Raw genomic sequence first — 18,031 nt, forward strand, 5'->3', positions numbered from 1 at the left:
CGCGCTTTCGCCCTCTTCATAGCCAAGATGCGCGGTCAGTTCAGCACCCAGCATCCGTTCCATGAGCTTGATCTTCAGCTCTTTCATCAGCCCGGCATCGCCGAGCAGGTCCTCAGGGCGATCAACGCCCTTAAGCAGTTCGTCCAGGATTTCTTTCGAGATGGTCATGCATGCTTCCTTTTGGTGAAGCATGAACCGGATCAATCATACACAAAAGGTCGGACACTCTCCGCAGATGACATGCGCGTTTGGCAATGACGCGGCCTGCTTCAAATACCCGAGATCACGCAGGACAGTCTCCCGCTCGCGCCGCCGTGCCTGCCCCAGCTGACCGGTTCGGCGTAGTTCCTTGTGTCGCCACCACGAGGCAGCGGTCGCGCGCAACACGCGCAAGAAACCTGTTTGCATTGGAATGTCCTTCATCAGAAATGGCAGACCGGAACCCGGCCCGGACCCATCTGAGGGACCCCAAAGGCCCTCATCCGTCAGTCACAAAACCCGAAGGACACTTTCACTCTTTGGGGAACTGATGCCGGAGAATGTTGAATGCGAAGCTCATGAAAGCCTAGGATCTTGCACTTTCCGATGGCAGACCCCACTGAGGAACAGGGTCAGGCCCGGACACCCTCTTTCGGGCACCCCAAAGGCCTGACCTTCCCCGGCCCTCCTCTTCCTCTCAAACCCCATGATTTCCGCAGGTGGCTTGATTTTGTTCCTGTTATGTTCTATTTTAGGAACCACGCTAAGAAGGGAGATCCCCGATGGAAAGCACCACTTACGCCCTGCCCGCGACGCTCAAGCAGATTGCCTATGCGCGCTCACTGGCCCTGCGCAACCAGACGCTTTTGCCGTGGGAGGTTCAGCAAGATCGGCGCTCCTTGAGCGCCTGGATCGACGCACAAGCCAAGCTGACCCCGGGCGCGCAGGATAGCCGCCCGACATCTAAGCAGGTCGCTTTTGCCGAGCGCCTCGCCCGCATCAAACGCCGCACTGTGCCGGACGAGTGTTTCCGCGACAAGGGGCTGATGTCGAAGTGGATCGACGGGAACAAGTGAAGCTGGGCTGACCCTGCGGTGATCGATACTACTTCAGCCGATCGACAACGGATGCACCACCCGACCTGGCAAGCGCGATCAGGCTGGACTGGATTTTGGATGTGAATACTGAACTGAACGTGCCGATGGGCGTGCGGTCCTCCCAGACATAGGACCGCTCCAGAATATCGGTGTTGATCTCGTCCAGCATGACCCATTTGCGAACATGGGTTTCCAACCCCACGCGCTGCGACTCGATCTGTGGCACCTCGATGAACTTGCGCGAGGGCAAGGGCGGCTGCGTGGTGATCGGCAGGATGAACACCACGGTCTCGCTATCGGACTTGGCAACAGTGACGGCGATACAGACAGGCCGCGTCTTGCGGCCCTCGGTCTCGCCCGCCATCTGTTCGCGTTTCCACAGGAACGGATAGCGGAAAACCTCTCCAGCACTCGGCTTAGTCATCTGCCTGCGTCAAGTCCCGCTCGAGCCCTTCTATCATCAGCGCCTTGAGACCCTCGGGCATCTCGTCAACCATATGAGCTTGTTGAGTGGCCCCCCGCGCGAGCTGCTGATACTGATCCATGCTCATGAGCACGAATTTCGGCTTGCGATGTTTGGTGATCGCGATCGGCGAGCGAATGGCCGCGTCAAACAGGTCACTTGTGTGCCGCGTCAGGTCGGCCGCCTTGAACTCGGGAAGCTCATTCATGATCAGGGTCTCCATTTGTCCAGAATATACATACATTCTGGATATTCTGCAAGAGATGGGTTGAGCCCTTCCATGTGTCATCCGAACCGCCGCACGGTCTCAGTGTAGGTGTACTCATAGGCGGTGTTGCCGTCTTCAATGGACTCGTCCGAGGTCAGGTGGTCGTAGCCGCGATAGGCTACCAGCGCGCCGTAGCGGTCGAACGTGACGAACGCCCCTTCCCGTCCGATTTCCTTTGCGTCGAAGAACAACGGCCGGGTCTCGATCTCTTCCACCTCTGTTTCCGACACGCCAAGCCGCGTGTCGATCTCGTCGGGGATTTCATCCTGACTCGAGTATTCTTCCTCGAGCAGCTTAGCATTGGCCGTAGCTTCGTCATCCGGCATAGGTGCCGGATCGCCGGACAAGGACCTCAGGCCGTGGCTGTAGCCGTAGGGCAGGTCGAGTGCGACCTCGATCCACTTCCAGACCTCAACCGCAACCGTCTCAGCCTGGGCCTTGAGTTTTTCTGTCACCAGCCGATCGAACAAGGCAAGGTCCTCGAGCGAACTGTCGCCATCGCCCTGGAAGAGGTCATGCAGCATCGGTCTGACCCTTGTCAGGCAGGGACACAAACGCGCAGGACTGGTCGAACGGGTGCAGCGCGTCGCTCTGCATGTTTCCGCAAGGGAATCGTCCTCGGTCAGAATCTCGAACTTGCCGGTTTTAGTACCATCGTCAGCCAACACGGGCCGCACGCTCAGGCTCTGCATGAGGCCGCGGCGAGCGATGTCCTCGACGGACACGCCGGCCTTGATGCGCCGCACGTTGGACTGCCTCAACATCATTTTTTCGAAAGGGATATCCCGGGACGGGGACAGGGTGATTTTCTGGACAGTTTTGGTCATCAGATATTCTCCACGGCAAGCGTCGGAAGCCACTTTTCCGATCTCACTTCCGGTCACCCTCAAACCAACACTCCTTTCCCTCTCATGGTGGTTCTTGACCGCGGTCAAGAAGTTCATGTGGGAGCAAGTTGTGTGCGTAGAACCCTTTCAAAATAAGCGTCAGGGTGTTTGATCGTGTCTGCTCTTGCTATCAGGTAGTCGAAAACGAGGAGCAGTTTTCCTGCACCAGCTTTCTGGATCCCATGCCGCAGTTCGTCTTGGCTTATTCTAAGCAATCGACCGAGGTCGTATAGAATGCGGGTGAGGGCTTCTCCCGTGCGCGGCGGTTCTGGGAAAAATCCCGCAACGTGGGTGAAGTCTTCCCATGCCATGCGTGCTGGGTCTCGGTTCATCGTGGGTTTGGTTTGTGCGGTTTGTTCACCGTGATTGACCGTAGTGGGAACAATCTTTTTAATATCTTTTTTTATAGACTCTATGTGCCGGACATTCTGACCGTTTGTGGCGGGCAGATCGTTGGAATCTGGTGTATCAGGTCGGTGTTCGATAGTTTGTAAATTATCTGCGGTACCAGCGTTTGCCGCGGCATGGTGTTCACCGTAGCTTGCGTCGGTATCGGCTCCGAGGGCCCTAAGTTCTGAGATAACGCTCAGCACTGCATCAACGGTTAATGTTGCTCGACGCAGGACATTTCTGATCATGTTGAGGGTAGAGAGCTTTGCTTCATCGAAGCGTGTCTGTTGGAGTAGCGAAGCACGTAGGGCCAACGCCTCAGCCTTCAGTGAGCGCAAGCGCTCGCGTTCTTCGGTGAGCTGCAAGGCTTGTGTCGCGAGTGAGCCGTACCTCTGGATCAAGGGCTTCAGGTCGATACCGAAGGCATCTCTGATAACGCCTCCATACCGCAGCGGAAAGCGTTTGCCATTTGCTGAATTCTTGCGCTCGATCAGTTCAGCAGCTGAGAGGCGTCCCAGGCTGCGTCGAATTGTTCTCTCATCGAGTCCATTGGCGCGCTCTGATAGAGAAGCGTTCGATGGGAACACGACAGTGAGCGTAAGTCGCTGGCTGTCCTGAATCTCACGTTCTTTGCGGGGTAGGAAGCTAATGAGCGCGGTCAGAACGGCGAGGTCATTGGTTGTAAGGCCGAGCTCCTTCCTCAGTACGCGAACTGGGCCCAGAAGCTCATAGGGGTTAGGGCAGGGTAGAGACGTCCGTTCCGCCAGGGCGGTTGTTGTTTCATTTGCATGTCTCATGGTGTTTCGGAAGAAAAAGCTTCCCCGTTCACCGCGAGCGGTGTTGAAATCGATTCGTTTTGGGGGTATCAATCAGGTGTCGAGACTGATTGAGGCCCTTCGGAAGCATCGCTTTCGGGGGGTCTTTCTTTTTCTAGCCGGTCCTCCTTTCGTTTTCTGCTCGTTGCTTTTGATGTCTTGACCGCGGTCAAGACACGGGGGTCGTCACTCTGGCCCGTCTTGACCGCGGTCAAGAAGCTCCGTGACCAGCTTCCGGACTGCCTCCTCAACACGAGGGACAAGATCAGCGTCCACATCGATGGTGATACGGTTGCCCTTTCGGCCGATCTTCACGCGCTCACTGGGGTGCGTCTTCTGCGTCGATGGTTTGGTGGCTGTCAGCAAGGTGACCGCCGCTTCGAGACGGTCGGGGGCCGGTATGTTGCGAGGGATTGTGCCGGCAACTTCTCGGGCTCTCGCGACGTCTTTCTCGCACAGCCTGAAAAGCTTTTCCCAAACCCGTCGACCAACGCCGTGTGCAGGTCCGATAGCCTGGATCAGTTCCATCGGGATGCCCGTAGCGATACGGTTCATCCGCGAGACGAGCGATTCATCGATCTGAAGTGCCCGATACGCGATCGTTTGAGCGTTCTTGCGCGTTTCGTCGGTTTTCCCAAGTTCTCGAATGATCCCGGCGACAAACAGAGCCCTTTCGATGAATGATGGATCTTGGCGCGCATTATTCTCTACGCCTTGGGCAATGAGAGCTTCCTCGTCGGTCATCTCCATGACCGTGGCGCGCACTTTCTGACCAAGTTGGCGACAAGCGAGAAGCCGACGGCGTCCATAGACGATCTCAAGCGCACCGTCTTCGGTTCGGCGAACCAGTACTGGAACCTTTTGACCGTGCTCGCGGATCGACGAGACAAGCTCATCCAGACCATCGCTTGGATCGATGCGGTCCATGACCGCGGACATCCGTATGGCGGTCGGGTCGATCAGCCGCGTGGCGTGTTTATCCTCTTCGAGCACAGATGCTTGAGCGCGAGCTACAGTCGGGCTCGTCCGTTTCATATCCAGATCGTCGTCTGAAGGCGGCGTTTTGCCCATCGCGTTCTTGAGTGAGTCCCCGAAGACCTTACGTGCCATGGCTACGCCCCCATGCTTTCAGGACTTCGCGTTCGACTTCGTCGGTCACGCGCGAGACGGACTCGATCGCGCGCTCGTAAGTTCTGCGGTTCACGTCGCGAGGTTCGACCTCGAAGATGCTCTGCTGGGTGTTCGCAGCATCACCCACGGCTGTTGATTTCAGGAACTCGGCAGAAAGCACGGCATCCCCGAGGACTGTCCGAAGCAGAGACGAAATCTGCACCTGCGGACCATCCGTATTTTCGTAGCGTGTGATCAGAACTCGCACGAAGTTCAGTCCATGTTCCGGAGCGTGTGCCTCGACGACGCCCATTAGGTTGCTCGCCATGCCCAGAAAGCTCGCCAGCGACATGACATCGAGCATCGACGCGTTGAGTGGGATCAGGACCCCGGTCGATGCAAAGAGGGCAGAGATCACCGAGAAGTTCAGCTGCGGTGGGGTGTCAAATATCACCACATCATATCGGTTGAGGACGGGCTCAAGCGCTTCCCGGATGCGGCTATGGAACGTGGTGGCGCCGTGTCTGAAGCTCAGGGCGACCTCAAACTCGTACTCCATGATGTCCATGGATGCCGGGATCAGATCCACGGTCGGAAAGTTCGTTTTGCGAATGATCTCTGTTGCGGGTAATGGATCGTCGGATCGGATAAGATCGTATGAAGTCGGCATATCCGGATCGAGCTCGGGAGTAACCCCGAACAGGTTTGTCAGACTTGCCTGGCTGTCGAGGTCGATCAGCAAGACACGGTAGCCGCGCAGACCCAGTAGTTGTCCTACATGGGCAACAGATGACGTCTTTGCCGAACCACCCTTCAGGTTGAAGATCGTCAAGACCTGACAAGCCTCTCCCGGTCTTCTGTGCGGGTGTTCTTCTGGCTTGATCCTTCCAGTCTCGAGAAGTACGCGTTGTGCCTCGACCATCTCCTCTGCAGAGAAGCTACGGCGGTTGCCGCCCTCCAGAACACCTTCGGGGAAGCCTTCGAGGTTTGACACATGATGGCGGAAGGTATTCTGATTAATGCGAAGAAGTTCAGCCGCTTCCCTCATGGCGAAGCGGCGGAGGCCCTTCTGAGCGTCCGGTGGGAAGGTTTCCTGCGCATGTTCACGCAACCGACTACCAAGCCGCTTGGACATGACTTCAAATCTCTGGGAGGCCCGTATCCCGTTCATCACTGCCCTCAAGTCTTTATTGTTTTGCAAAGCTTAACAGATATTGTGGATAAATCCAGACCAAACCGTTGAGCGGCCTGAGGGCGTTGAAGGCACCCATTTCTGTCGACGGTAAACTGTTAAAAATCAGCGTCTTGGGCGACTGCGCTCTCACTTTACTTCAACACCTCGTTGCCAGTTGCGAAGTGACCACAAGATGTATTGTGAGTGCGTAGAGAATTCAGTCGGCAGAATCGGATGGACGATTCTCCGGGATCTCAGTCGAGCAACCCCAGCCTCTCGGCCCGCTCCAGCAGCATCTTCACCGACGAAGGCTGCCAGCTTGTCCGCCCGCGGGGCGTGCGCTCACGCATCGCTTCCAGCCGGGTGCAGATCGCTTGGAGCTTAATGCCGGGATCCGCGCCCTTGATGGCGGCGACGATGGCGGGCAGGCGGTCATCGGTTTCGCGGCGGCCGGCGCGGGCTAAAACTGTTTCGGGCAGGAAGCCGTCGCGGACATAGGCCTTCACGGCGCGCAAGAGACGGCTTTGGGTCCAGCGACGCGCCTCGGGCAGGGGGCCGTTGATGATGCGCACCACGTCTTCCCAGGCCAAGTCGGGGCGCAACCGACGCACATGGGGCACCCAGTCCTGTGCCGTCTCGTTCAGACGCTCAATGTAGCCGTCCTGTCGCGCCAACCGCACCTTGCGAAGAGCGGCAGGGTCTTTGGCCCGCAGTCCGGGGTTTCCGCCCACGCGGCCCTTTGTGCGTGCGCTGGCCAAGCCAGCCTTCGTCCGTTCCCGGATTAGTGCGCGCTCGAACTCGGCCGCAGCGCCCAAGACCTGCAGCGTGAACTTGCCTTGCGGGGATCCGGTGTCGATCGGGTCCTGAATGGAACGAAAGAACGCACCCTTGGCCTCCAGCCGCTCGATCACCTCCAGCAAATGCGACAGGGATCGCGCGAGGCGGTCAATCCGCACGACGACCAGCGTGTCGCCTTTGCCGATGCGTTCCAACACTCGCCCAAGCACCGGCCGCGCGCGATTGCCGCCTGAGGCGTGCTCTTCATAGATTTCGGCGCAACCCGCAGATTTCAGGGCCTGCGACTGGGGCAGGGGGGTCTGATCCTCGGTAGATACGCGGGCATAACCGATCAGGGGCATCAAAACAATATTTTTGCAGTTTCATATAGCGTCATTAAACGACCGTTTGTAAATGAATGCAAGGGCGCGCTCTGTGGCGCTGTTCATCAGAAAGCCCTTGGTTTCCATACGCAGAGCGCGATCAGGGAGGTCTCGCGGACCATCGCGCGCGCGTGCTATGTAAGGTGTACAAACGCACTCTGATAAAACCCTTGGGTAAAGCTCAAAATAGCTGTATTTTGCGCATATGAGGCCTGGAACCCCCGCATTGTATGATGAATCCGACGCGCTCGGCATTTATGCTGAGGAGGTCGAACAGGCGTCTGAGGACGACCTGTGGTTTCTGCCCGGTCCGATGGACGACGAGCCGGACTATTTGCCGCCGGGACCACGGGCCGAACCGCGTGAAACCGAGGTCCTCGACGAATGGCGGAAGGCAGAGGGCGGGCAGGCCGCGCGTCTTGCCCGTGTGGCCGGTCGCGTCGGCGCGCTGGATGACCGGTTGAAGCGCGGACCGGAAGGATGGCGGCATCGGCTTGCGCTGATGGAGGCCGCAGATTTGAGCTGGCACACCGGTGACCGCATCAGCCAAGACCGGCTGGCGCTCTGGATCTCGCTGCGCCTGTCCGGTGTCCAGGACGACACGGCGGCGCTGGCGCGAGTCGGATGGGCGATTCGGCGACTGACGGGTGGACCGGGACCGGAGCAGGACCTTTCCGCCTTCCTCGACCGTCGCGACCCCGAGAACATCAGTGATGAGACCGAGCCGTTCGTGGATCGCGCGAGCGGTTGGCTGGATCTGATGGGGCAGGCCACGGACCTGCACCCGATCACTCGCGCTTGCGCGGGCTTTCACCTCTGGCGCCTCGCGGGGCTCGGGCAGCACGACGACCGTATGGAAGCGGCTGTCGCAGCTGCGCGGATCGCGGCCAGCGATGGAAGAGGCGCAGTCTTCACGCCTCTGGCCATGGGCGGGGCAGGGGGACTACGAGCCGGTGGTTCACCGTTCGAACGTCTGGAACGCTGGCTATACGGGATGGAAGCCGCGTGCCTGACCGCGGTGCGGCACCTTGACGATATCGAGGCATGGTCGGCGCGGGCGGAAGCCGAAATGACATTGCTCTCGGGCAGGACGCCGCCGGCCTTGCGCGCAGTGCTGACCGAATGGCCGCTCGTCTCTGCGCCAATGGCCCAGGCCCTGACGAGTGCCAGTCGCGCCGCTGTTCAGCGCAACCTTGCATGGATGCAAGAGCGGGGTCTGATCCGCGAGGTGACAGGACAGGGGCGGTTCAGGATGTGGAAGGCGACAAACTGAAGGTTAGCGTGGGTCTCACCCGCTCACTCGACAGCAGCGATAACCGCGAGCACGCGGCAGGGCGCGCAGAAACTCACCAACACTTAATGCATTTGTTGCACTTATTTCATATATGGTGGTAGAGAACAGAAACCGGAGAGGAGACCACCATGAACATGCTGGCACACCGACATCTTCCGCCCACGCCGCAGGACGCAGCGATTGCGCGCGTCTCTGGCCAGGCATTGTCACGCTTCGCCCAGGCGCGCGCGCCGTTGAAACTTCGTGTGACGGACTCCGAGCAGATGGAGCCGATCGAGCTTCCTGCGGGCGCCGTATCGCTGCTCATGGAGATCCTCGAGGCGATGGCAGCGGGGCGGGGGGTCACCATCATCCCCGAGAACGCCGAACTCTCGACCGTACAGGCCGCTGAGGTTCTGAACGTCTCGCGTCCGTTCCTGATCAAGCTGCTCGAGGATGGTGCCATACCGCATCGGAAGGTCGGCAAGCATCGCCGCGTCCGCATGGAAGACGTGATGTCCTACAAGGCCGCGATCGATACCGAGCGTGAAGCTGCGCTCGATCAACTGGCCGCCGACGCTCAAGAGCAGGACATGGGCTACCGCTCGAAATGAGCCAGTACACGGTCCTGTTCGATGCGAACGTCCTTTATCCCGCGCCGATGCGCGATGCACTGATGCAGTTGGCGGTCACAGACCTTTTCAAGGCCAAGTGGACGGCCGATATCCATCGGGAGTGGATTGATGCGCTTCTGCGCAATGAACCTCATCGGGAGCGCGCCGCGCTGGAACGAACTCGCGACTTGATGGACAGGGCCACACGCGACTGTCTGGTCACCGGCTACGAGGCATTGGTGCCGGCCCTAACACTGCCGGACCCTGACGATCGGCACGTTCTGGCGGCGGCAATCGTTGGGCGCTGTGACGCGATCGTCACGCAGAACCTGAAGGACTTCCCACCAGCGGCACTTGCGCCCTTTGGCATCGAGACCCAACACCCTGACGACTTTTTCCGGAACCAACTGTCTCTCGCGCCCGGTCTGGTCTGTTCCGCGCTGCGGAAAGTTCGCGCGCGCCTCAAGAATCCGCTCAAAAGCGTCGACGAGTATCTCGCGATCCTGACACAGCAGGGGTTGGTCGCCACGGTTGCCGACCTGGAGCAATTCGCCGACCTGCTTTGATCCCAGAACTGCCCTGACTGAATACGTTCTGGCCAGAGTTGTGGCACCCGATCCATCATCACCGCGAGATTTCGCCCGCCAGGACTGCACGCCCGTGGACTGCAAGCGTAGCAGTGAACCTCGGGCAACCGAACTGCCGGATCACGGCGACAATGCGCGCATCGTACGCCGCTTGCCCTATGACGCGACACAGGTCTGACGCGTGAAACTGGCGGTTCGAGCTTGGCGCAGCCTTGATCTGTTCGTGCAGCTCGCGCTCTCGTGGCTCTTGAACCGGCTGTGGTGCGGGGAGAGCCGGTGGGCGCGTCGCTTCTCCAAGCGAGGTGCGCCACCGGCGCATGAAGCCGAGCAGGAAACCGGCCGGAACCTTGCTGTTCCCACGGGCCCGGTTGAAGGCAAGGAAGCGTTCCCAGATCACTTGCGTATCGACGTTCCAGCAGGGTAGGGCGCTCTTCGCGGCCTTGATCAGCTCGGCCCAGCATGTTCGGAACACGTTCGAGCAACCGTCAATGTTGATCTGTCCTGTGAATATAGTTTTGTTAGATTCTTCTCTAGATAGTGATGTGTCGTCTCCGTCTGACACGAGATCGTGGGTCTGTTCGCCGTCGTCAAAGGCCGCGAAGCGGAAGAGCCAGGGGGCGAACTTGCCGTTCGACTTCTCGCGCTCAAGCTTCAGTTCAGAAGTTTCAAGCTCACTCAGCAGAACGCTCAGGTACTGGCGCGAGACGCCCATCTTCGCTGCCAGAGAGGACAGGGTGAAGGCAGCCGTGCCGCGGGGCAGGCCGTTATACCCGTCCTTCCACGCAATTCCGTCGAGGATGAGCGTGGCCAGTTTGTGCGCCGAAACAGAGAGGTCTGTCTGCGTGATCCGCCTTAGGATCAGGCCAGTCGTTGGTTCCATGGTCGTATCTCCTGAGAGAGACGATGCCATGTCGAGAGCAAACAACATTCTTGCCAGCAAAAACACTTTGCTGGTTGCAGGGGTTCGGACACTGCGCTAGAAGAACCGTGTTCAGGGGTTTTTTTCTAGCGCGGCGTCAGGCTTCTCGGTCTGGCGTCGTTTCCCTTTTTTTGGGTGATGCACTGGGCGTTGTTGCAGAACTCAGTCGGTGAAGGATTCACATCGGGAATCCATGCGGTTAGACGATCTGCATGAGCAAGCCCAAGCCCGCCCGCTACCGCACGACGAACTGGTCCAGCTACAACGATGCGCTCAGGAAGCGCGGATCGCTGCTGATCTGGCTGGACAAGGAGATGACCTGGCACGCGCCGCATGAGGGACGCCCAGGGCGCCCGCCGGTCTTTTCGAATGCCGCGATCCAGTTTTGCCTGTCGCTCAAGGTTCTGTTCAAGCTACCGCTCAGGCAGACAGCCGGAATGGTCGCGAGCCTCCTGCGCCTGGCAGGGCTAGACTGGCCCGTTCCGGACTACTCGACGCTGTGCCGCAGACAGAAGACCCTCAAGGTGCAGATCCCCTATCGCCGTGCCGAAGGGCCGCTGAATCTTCTGGTGGACAGCACCGGCATCAAGTTTCTTGGCGACGGCGAATGGCAGGCCCGCAAGCATGGCGTTCAGGGCCGCCGCCAATGGCGCAAGGTGCATCTGGCGATGGATATCGCCACCTCGGATATCCGGGCCGTCGAGTTCACCCCTAGCCGGGAAGGCGACAGCCCAGTCCTGCCGGACCTGTTGGGCCAGATCCCCGAGGACGAGGACATCGGCACCGTGACCGCGGATGGTGCCTACGATACCCGCCGCTGCCACGGCGCCGTCATCGCACGCGGTGGCACGGCAATCATACCGACCCGAAGGAACGGTCGAGCTTGGAAAGAGGACTGCCCGGCTGCCAAGGCGCGCAACGAAACCCTGCGCGCCACGCGTCACTACGGTCGGGCATTCTGGAAGCGGTGGACCGGATACCACGCCCGTAGCCGAGTGGAGGCCAAGATGCGATGCCTGAAGGCCTTCGGTGAGCGCATCGCCGCGCGGGATCCAGATCGCCAAACCGCCGAAATCCACATCCGGGTCGCCCTTGTCAATCGCTTCAACGCGCTCGGCACCGCCCACGTCGTCCGCGTGGCATGAAACTGAATGGGAAAGGGGCACTCACAACTCAGGCCGACTTTCTGCAACAACGCCCATCGCGCCCCATGTTCAAGGTGGAGCGCTGGTGAATTGAGGGCAGAAACTGAAGACGACGGCCGCATCGCCCTCATTCAATCGGACATCTGGATCGGCTTTCCCCGAGCGGAGCAAGTGCTGGACCGGCTGCATGGTCTGATTGAGATGTCGCGGCAGACCCGCATGCCTGGCCTTCTGGTGCATGGGGCGTCCGGCATCGGCAAAACAATGATCGCCCGCAACCTGTCGCGACGCTATGCGCCGGAGTATGATCCGGAGTCGGGCGTCACCCACACCCCGTTACTTCTGTTGCAGGCGCCACCCGCTCCTGATGAGCGGCGGTTCTATATGCACATCCTCGCAGCCGTCGGAGCCCCGTCGTCGACGCTGAGCCTGAAGGCGCAGAGTGTTGCCTCGCTGGAAGTTCGGGTCGTGGGCCTTTTGCGCGACCTCGGGCTGCGGATGATCATGATCGACGAAGTCCACAACCTTCTTGCGGGCACGCATAGGGAACAGCGCCGGTTCCTCAATGTCTTGAGGTATCTCAGCAACGAGCTGGAGGCATCTTTGGTCTGCTACGGTGTCAGCGAAGCCGTCGATGCCATTCGCGGCGATGTCCAACTGGCCCGTCGGCTTGATGAACACCACCTGCCGAATTGGCGCGATGATGCCGAGTTTTCGGATATGATCCAGACATTGATCGCGGCCATGCCGCTGGAGAAGAAATCCAATCTGCAAGTGCGGTCGCTCAAGCAGATCCTCGCATTAACTGGCGGGGTGACGTCCCGCATCTTTGCCTTGGTCAAGGATCTGTCCATCGACGCGATCATCAGCGGTGACGAGTGCGTCACTGATGATGCCATCGCAAAATGGACACCGGTCTGGTCGCGCCATGCAAACGCTCAGCGACGGCTCGAGAAATCTGGGGCGTGACGTGTATCCCGCTGCCGATATCGGTGACGCCAGTGCCGGACGAGTTGCTTTCTGGTTGGTTATCGCGACTGGCCGCTTCCAATCATTGCGAGGTAGCAGACCTGCTCGCCCATATCGGGATCGACGCAAAATATGCTGCAGCCCTTGATTTTGATCTCGACATGCTGGCCGCGGATAGGATTTCCGTTGCGGCGCGCTTCGATCCAGCGTTCGTGTCGTCGATGACTTTCGCGGCGATGCCGGAAGCAGAGATGCGGTTGACCGCACAGGTGCCGTTCCAGGCTTGCACAAGCTGCGCTGATGGCGGCCTTGAGCTCAGGCACTGGCGTAGGGCCTGGGCGTTCGACTGCCAGATTTGTGGTGCCCGGCTTCTTCCAAAGGCCGACAGGCAAAATGGCGCAGCGGTCTCCGAAAAGCTGGTTGATCGTGCCCGCCGGGGGGCACGGATCCTGGAGCGTGTCGCGGTGTCGGGCAGCGCGCGTCAACTACGCCGAGCCATGCGGGCGGTCACCTTCGCGATGGGACTCAAAGCTTTATGTGGAGACCCTTTCTTCGCGCTTCAAAGCCCCCGCCCGAACATAAGGCTCTTCTGCCTTGCCGCCATTGCCTCCGCCCAATCACGTCCACTGGTAAAGGCTGCGTTGTGCAGCATGGACATCGACGTCTACGCACGAGTTGCCCTGCTTCGCGCCTACGATAAGGAGCCCCGACTGCTTGCAACCGTCGACCAGATTGCTCAGCGGATGCGACTACGCGTCGGCGGTTCAGCCACCTCATCTCAAATTTAAGGGCAAGAAAGGCCGGAAAACGCGCCGTGTCTCGGATTTAAGGGCAAGGCGACACCCACTTCCGAGAGAACCAGGAACGGTTGCCTGACCATGCTGCGGCTGCCATCCATGCGTTGATCTGCCAAGCGGAGGCGATTGCCGATCAGGCTGAGGCCCTGGAGAAACGGATCCTCGAGTGGCACCGGACGCACGAGACGAGCCGGCGACTGGCGACCATTCCCGGTATCGGACCGATCACCGCCAGCGCAATTGCTGCAAATGTTCCGGATCCGAGCCTGTTCCGCTCGGCACGACAGTTCGCGGCCTGGCTAGGCCTGACGCCACGGGCGAACTCAAGCAGTGGCAAGGATCGACAGACCGGGATCAGCAAGCAGGGTGATGGATATATCCGGCGACTGCTCGTTTCCGGCGCGACTGCGGTGCTTCGCTTTGCAAGGCAGGGCGATGCCGGCAAGGCTTGGATGCTTGGGCTTAAAGCACGCAAGCGACCGAAAGTCGTTGCGGTCGCGCTCGCCAACAAGACTGCCCGGATCGCTTGGGCGCTCCTGCGCCGCAACGAGATCTACGCGGCCCCTGTCTCCTGAGCGCGGAACCGCTGACGGAATGCGTGAAGCTGAGAAGAGATGACAAACCGGTCGAACCGGGGATCGGGACACCCCAGGGGGTCAAGGCGCAGAAAGCGCGCAATTTTGATTGGGACCCGATCCGCGGACTTCATCTGGGCCAGCGGCTAGACCGCACCACAAAGGCCGTAGACATGACTGCTTTCGGCATAGGCGCGTCAATTCCCAGCTTGCGCAGCAGGGGTCGTCCAGACATGGGAACACTTGCCCTCGCCAGAGATGCCCACTGCGCGTTGGCGACGGTCCACCAATGACTTGCGCCACCGGACCTGTGGGGGAACCGGCGCAGCGCCAGTTCCCCATCGGCTCATTCTGCCGGAACCCAGGGCCGGTTATAGGCTGCCACGCGCCAATCACCGTGTTCGATGAACCGGGGGGCGCTCCCGGTTTCCAGCGCCTCGGCTGCGGCGTTCAGCGCCTCGGGCGATGTCTCGGGCCAGGCGCCCGTTTCGATCCGTTCGACCAGGGTCTCGACGATGGCCGTGCTTTCGGCAGCCGTGAACTCGCAATGGCCCGTGCCCTGGACCAGCGACTGCCGATACAGATCGCCGGTACCCTGCTCCTGCACCAGCGCGCCGTAGCCTTCCATCAGCGTGTAGGGAATGGCCCAGTCGCCCAGCATGTGGATGCGGATCGCCGGAACCTGCAGATCGCCGGTCGTCGTGCGCCCGTCTGCGGCCCAGAAATCGCGCGCATAATCCGAGGCCGCGATGCGGGGGGCGGCGTCGATCCTGGCAATGTCGGCCTGAAGGTCCAAACCGGCCTGTTCGTAGAGCGCCTCAACCGTCCGCGCCATCGCGGGTGCGGCATTCTGGTAGAAGGCGGCATAGTCGACCCCCTCGTTCCCGGAAAGTTGCTGCCCCGATGCGGCGTTTTCGAACAGAAGCCGCGAGGACCCGCCAACATTACCGCCGATGCGCAGCGCCGAGGCCACGATCATGTCGGCCATGGCGCCGGCATCCGCGGTGTCGGGTAGTTCGGTCCCCTCGACCATCCACGGCGACCACTGTCCGATGGCGAAGGCAAGCGCCAGCCGCGCGCGGCCCTCCGGGCTTTCGCCCGCCGTTTCGATGGCGGCCATCCAGGACGCACGGATCGCGTCAAGGCTGCGCTCGCCACCCGCTCCGGCATTGGGCAGGCCGACGATGGCGAGATCGCTGGCCGGACCGTGCCCAGCGGCCTCATAGCTTTCGCCCAGCAGGGTCTGCATGGCGAACCAGCCATCCAGGAAACTGCTCATGATCCAGACCGGCGTATGGGCGGCAAGCACGGCGGCACCGTCGATCCTGTCCGGGTAATCCTCGGCCGAAGCGAGGCTGTCGAGCCCTCCGCCAGAACAGCCGTATTGCAGCACCATGTCAGGAGCGCGCTCCAGGTCCGTGAAAATGTCCTGAACAGCTTGTAGATTCAGGATTTCACGCTGCGGATCGTATTGCCACAGGCGCAGCGGGTGCCGGGCGAGCCCGGCGAAGGCATAGCCACGACCGAGCAGGTCGTCATACCGCTGGACCGCTGACGCGACCGAAACGTTGCTGGCGAAATCCAGATCCCTGAGTAGTCGACCATTCCAGTTCTCGGGCACGCGGATCAGCCATGCCGTCCCGTCCGGCAGGGTTCCCGCATGTTCGTTGAAGGCGGGCTGCTCCTGCGCCGACGCGAGCGGGGCGAAGCCCGCGGTCAGAGCGAGGCAAAGCACCACCATTCCGGTCCGCGAACGCGGGCCGGCCAAATTGGCTGTCCGTGACATGAATTTCCTCCAGTTTGATGCAGCGATGAAATCCGGCTCCTCTTCCGGGGAACCATCGCCGGGAAAAAACATAGATAGCTAATTATTAGTGTCAAGGGCTCTGATGCACAAATCGGCTTAAGGCCGAGGTTCCCCTTTCCCCGGACGGACTTATCCCACAGCTTCCGTGACGGGTATTCCGAGCGCGGTGTAGCCGTTCAGGACGGCGATGCGGACCTGGAGTTCGGCGACCTGTCGATCGAAGTCCCGTGCCATGAGCCGCTGGCCCAGCAACTTGATACAATGCATCTTTGTCTCGACGCGGCTTCGGCGGTGGTATCCACTCCATCGTCGCCAGAGCGCGCGGCCCAGGTATTTCGCCGCGCGCAGGGCCTCATTTCGCGCCACGGCTCCGGCGGTGATCGTCTTCCAGGGCTTCGCGTTCTTGCGGGGCGGGATGACGGCATGGGCACCGCGATCTGCAATCGCATCGTGGCATTTGCGCGTGTCGTAGGCGCCATCAGCCGTAACGCTACCGATTTCCTGGTCCTGCGGGATTTGGTCGAGAAGGTGGGTAGGATGGGCGCATCACCGATGTGGCTCCCGGTGACTTCGACGGCCCGGATCTCCAACGTTTCTTCATCGATCCCAAGGTGTCGCGTAGCCCTTAATTGTGAGATGGGAAATCCAACGAAATCAACGGCTGAGCTTTGCCCTTAAATATGAGATTTTGCCTTTAATTCTGATATTTTTGCCCTTAAACCTGAGACAGGGTTCACAGACATTTGCGGCAAATATCGATGAATGATGATGGCGAAGACTCCGTTGCCGTTGGTGCTGAAGAGGCGCGCAGGGCCGCGGTGCTGCGCCCTCTTGTTCAGGCATATCTCAATGGGACTGGCAGCCTGGAACGTGGCATCAATGACGCCGTTTGGGAGCTTGGTGTCAGCAGGGCGACGGTCTGGCGTTGGATAAAACGGTTGGCGGAAGAGGGTGGGCGCACCAGCGCTCTGGCTCCGCGGAAACGGGGCCGCCCGACCGGGACGATGTTAATATCCAGCAAAGTCGAAGCGGTAATCGAGGAGCACCTTCGCCGCTATTTCTTGCGCCGGGAGCGTTCGAGCTTGTCGCGCGTCGTGACAGAAATCCGCAGCGCTTGCTGGCAGGAGGGCTTGCAACCGCCGACACGGCGAACGGTTCAGCGTCGTCTGGATGCGATGGATGCCCGCGAAGTTGCGAAGGCACGAGAGGGCGCAAAGGCGGCCCGCCAGAAATTTGCGCCGGTCACAGGTGAGAACAAGGCCAGTATGCCACTGGAGATCGTCCAAATTGATCATACACCGGCGGACATCATTCTTGTCGACGGCTTTGAACGCAAACCAATTGGGCGGCCTTGGGTCACGCTGGCGATCGACGTCGCAACGCGGATGGTGACCGGATATTACACCTCTCTCGAGGCACCTTCGCGTCTGTCAGTGGCGCTTTGCCTGACACAGGCGGTGGCCCTCAAGGAGGAACTTCTTGCGGAATTGGCGTGCGATGTTCCTTGGCCGGCACAGGGCAAACCGCACAGCATCCACGTCGATAACGGTCGCGATTTCCGGTCGCGCGCCTTTCGGTCGGCCTGTGCGGATTGGGGGATCGATCTGGTCTATCGACCGCCAGCAAGTCCTCACTTCGGTGGTCACATCGAACGGTTGATCGGCACCATGATGGGGGCCGTTCACCTGTTGCCGGGAACAACGCAATCCTCGATCGCGGCAAAGGGCGACTATGACGCCGAAAGCAAGGCCACGATGACGTTGAGCGAATTCGATCGCTGGTTTGCTCTGGAAATCTGCCGTTACAACAACAGCATTCATTCAAGTCTTGGCTGCACGCCCGTTGCCAAATGGGAGGCGCTCTCAGAGCAAATGACAGGCGACATCCCCTTCGAGATGGAAGCCTTTCAGGTGAGCTTCCTGCCGAGTGAACTGCGCAAGATCAGGCGTGACGGCATCCATCTGTTCCAGATAAGGTACTGGTCCGATGCCCTTGCAGGCCA

General features: G+C 60.1%; 16 protein-coding genes and 5 pseudogenes. 9 read left to right on the forward strand and 12 right to left on the reverse strand.

Annotation, left to right across the window (positions count from 1 at the left end):
• A pseudogene (locus A3728_RS23965) lies at window positions 1–168 on the reverse strand (IS256 family transposase); the annotation flags it as partial.
• A 45-nt stretch (window positions 169–213) separates the two neighbouring features.
• Window positions 214–423 (reverse strand): annotated as a pseudogene (locus tag A3728_RS23670) (hypothetical protein); the annotation flags it as partial.
• Between the two features lie 338 nt (window positions 424–761).
• Between A3728_RS23670 and A3728_RS07345 the strand changes: the two are divergent.
• Window positions 762–1,055, forward strand: coding sequence for a hypothetical protein (locus A3728_RS07345; protein WP_067921643.1), 294 nt, complete (start codon window positions 762–764; stop codon window positions 1,053–1,055).
• A gap of 28 nt (window positions 1,056–1,083) precedes the next feature.
• Here the strand turns inward: A3728_RS07345 and A3728_RS07350 are convergent, their stop codons facing one another.
• The 7 genes and pseudogenes from A3728_RS07350 to A3728_RS07380 all read right to left on the reverse strand — a co-directional run bounded on the left by A3728_RS07350 (window position 1,084) and on the right by A3728_RS07380 (window position 7,322).
• Window positions 1,084–1,500 carry a hypothetical protein gene (locus tag A3728_RS07350; protein WP_231017891.1) on the reverse strand — a complete coding sequence of 139 codons (417 nt, stop codon included), beginning with the start codon at window positions 1,498–1,500 and terminating at the stop codon, window positions 1,084–1,086.
• Window positions 1,493–1,747 carry a type II toxin-antitoxin system prevent-host-death family antitoxin gene (locus A3728_RS07355; protein ID WP_236628200.1) on the reverse strand — a complete coding sequence of 85 codons (255 nt, stop codon included), beginning with the start codon at window positions 1,745–1,747 and terminating at the stop codon, window positions 1,493–1,495. Before A3728_RS07355 ends, A3728_RS07350 begins: the two co-directional genes overlap by 8 nt.
• A gap of 128 nt (window positions 1,748–1,875) precedes the next feature.
• Window positions 1,876–2,634: pseudogene (locus A3728_RS23675) on the reverse strand (DNA-binding protein); the annotation flags it as partial.
• Window positions 2,635–2,747: 113 nt separating this feature from the next.
• Entirely contained in the window at window positions 2,748–3,881 is a 1,134-nt protein-coding gene (locus A3728_RS07365; RefSeq protein ID WP_067921649.1) for a helix-turn-helix domain-containing protein, read from the reverse strand.
• Window positions 3,882–4,085: 204 nt separating this feature from the next.
• A complete protein-coding gene (locus A3728_RS07370) occupies window positions 4,086–5,009 on the reverse strand; it encodes a ParB/RepB/Spo0J family partition protein (protein ID WP_067921651.1) in 924 nt (307 codons plus the stop codon).
• Window positions 4,999–6,144: a plasmid partitioning protein RepA gene (gene repA / locus A3728_RS07375; protein ID WP_161487189.1), complete on the reverse strand. Its 1,146-nt coding sequence runs from the start codon at window positions 6,142–6,144 to the stop codon at window positions 4,999–5,001. Before repA ends, A3728_RS07370 begins: the two co-directional genes overlap by 11 nt.
• Before the next feature lie 293 nt (window positions 6,145–6,437).
• Window positions 6,438–7,322, reverse strand: a complete 885-nt coding sequence (locus A3728_RS07380) for a recombinase family protein (RefSeq protein ID WP_067921655.1) — start codon at window positions 7,320–7,322, stop codon at window positions 6,438–6,440.
• 226 nt (window positions 7,323–7,548) lie between these two features.
• On the opposite strand from A3728_RS07380, the gene A3728_RS07385 reads away from it, so the two are divergent.
• The 3 genes from A3728_RS07385 (at window position 7,549) to A3728_RS07395 (ending at window position 9,796) form a co-directional block, all read left to right on the forward strand.
• The gene (locus A3728_RS07385; RefSeq protein WP_007803223.1) at window positions 7,549–8,616 is read left to right on the forward strand and encodes a helix-turn-helix domain-containing protein; all 1,068 of its coding nucleotides are present in this window, start codon (window positions 7,549–7,551) and stop codon (window positions 8,614–8,616) included.
• 149 nt (window positions 8,617–8,765) lie between these two features.
• Window positions 8,766–9,230, forward strand: a complete 465-nt coding sequence (locus tag A3728_RS07390; RefSeq protein ID WP_007803221.1) for an excisionase family DNA-binding protein — start codon at window positions 8,766–8,768, stop codon at window positions 9,228–9,230.
• A complete protein-coding gene (locus A3728_RS07395; RefSeq protein ID WP_007803220.1) occupies window positions 9,227–9,796 on the forward strand; it encodes a PIN domain-containing protein in 570 nt (189 codons plus the stop codon). Before A3728_RS07390 ends, A3728_RS07395 begins: the two co-directional genes overlap by 4 nt.
• A 58-nt stretch (window positions 9,797–9,854) precedes the next feature.
• On the opposite strand, the gene A3728_RS07400 is transcribed toward A3728_RS07395, so the two are convergent.
• Window positions 9,855–10,697 carry a hypothetical protein gene (locus A3728_RS07400; RefSeq protein ID WP_007803218.1) on the reverse strand — a complete coding sequence of 281 codons (843 nt, stop codon included), beginning with the start codon at window positions 10,695–10,697 and terminating at the stop codon, window positions 9,855–9,857.
• Window positions 10,698–10,948: 251 nt separating this feature from the next.
• On the opposite strand from A3728_RS07400, the gene A3728_RS07405 reads away from it, so the two are divergent.
• The 4 genes and pseudogenes from A3728_RS07405 to A3728_RS07420 all read left to right on the forward strand — a co-directional run.
• The gene (locus A3728_RS07405; RefSeq protein WP_007803217.1) at window positions 10,949–11,881 is read left to right on the forward strand and encodes an IS5-like element ISRhba5 family transposase; all 933 of its coding nucleotides are present in this window, start codon (window positions 10,949–10,951) and stop codon (window positions 11,879–11,881) included.
• A 90-nt stretch (window positions 11,882–11,971) separates the two neighbouring features.
• Window positions 11,972–12,850 carry a TniB family NTP-binding protein gene (locus A3728_RS07410; RefSeq protein ID WP_007803215.1) on the forward strand — a complete coding sequence of 293 codons (879 nt, stop codon included), beginning with the start codon at window positions 11,972–11,974 and terminating at the stop codon, window positions 12,848–12,850.
• Window positions 12,787–13,638, forward strand: a complete 852-nt coding sequence (locus A3728_RS07415) for a TniQ family protein (protein ID WP_081731462.1) — start codon at window positions 12,787–12,789, stop codon at window positions 13,636–13,638. The genes A3728_RS07410 and A3728_RS07415 overlap by 64 nt, the downstream gene beginning before the upstream one ends.
• A gap of 59 nt (window positions 13,639–13,697) precedes the next feature.
• Window positions 13,698–14,222 (forward strand): annotated as a pseudogene (locus A3728_RS07420) (IS110 family transposase); the annotation flags it as partial.
• 346 nt (window positions 14,223–14,568) lie between these two features.
• Here A3728_RS07420 and A3728_RS07425 read toward each other — a convergent pair.
• Together A3728_RS07425 and A3728_RS22245 are read right to left on the reverse strand one after the other, a co-directional pair.
• The gene (locus tag A3728_RS07425; RefSeq protein WP_024099412.1) at window positions 14,569–16,008 is read right to left on the reverse strand and encodes a hypothetical protein; all 1,440 of its coding nucleotides are present in this window, start codon (window positions 16,006–16,008) and stop codon (window positions 14,569–14,571) included.
• Between the two features lie 150 nt (window positions 16,009–16,158).
• Window positions 16,159–16,643: pseudogene (locus A3728_RS22245) on the reverse strand (IS5 family transposase); the annotation flags it as partial.
• A 144-nt stretch (window positions 16,644–16,787) separates the two neighbouring features.
• Here A3728_RS22245 and A3728_RS07435 point away from each other — a divergent pair.
• Window positions 16,788–18,031, forward strand: a 1,244-nt coding sequence (locus tag A3728_RS07435; protein WP_150120681.1) for a DDE-type integrase/transposase/recombinase, incomplete at its 3' end; no start/stop codon positions are given.

This window comes from Sulfitobacter sp. HI0040, assembly GCF_001634885.1.
GTDB lineage: Bacteria > Pseudomonadota > Alphaproteobacteria > Rhodobacterales > Rhodobacteraceae > Sulfitobacter.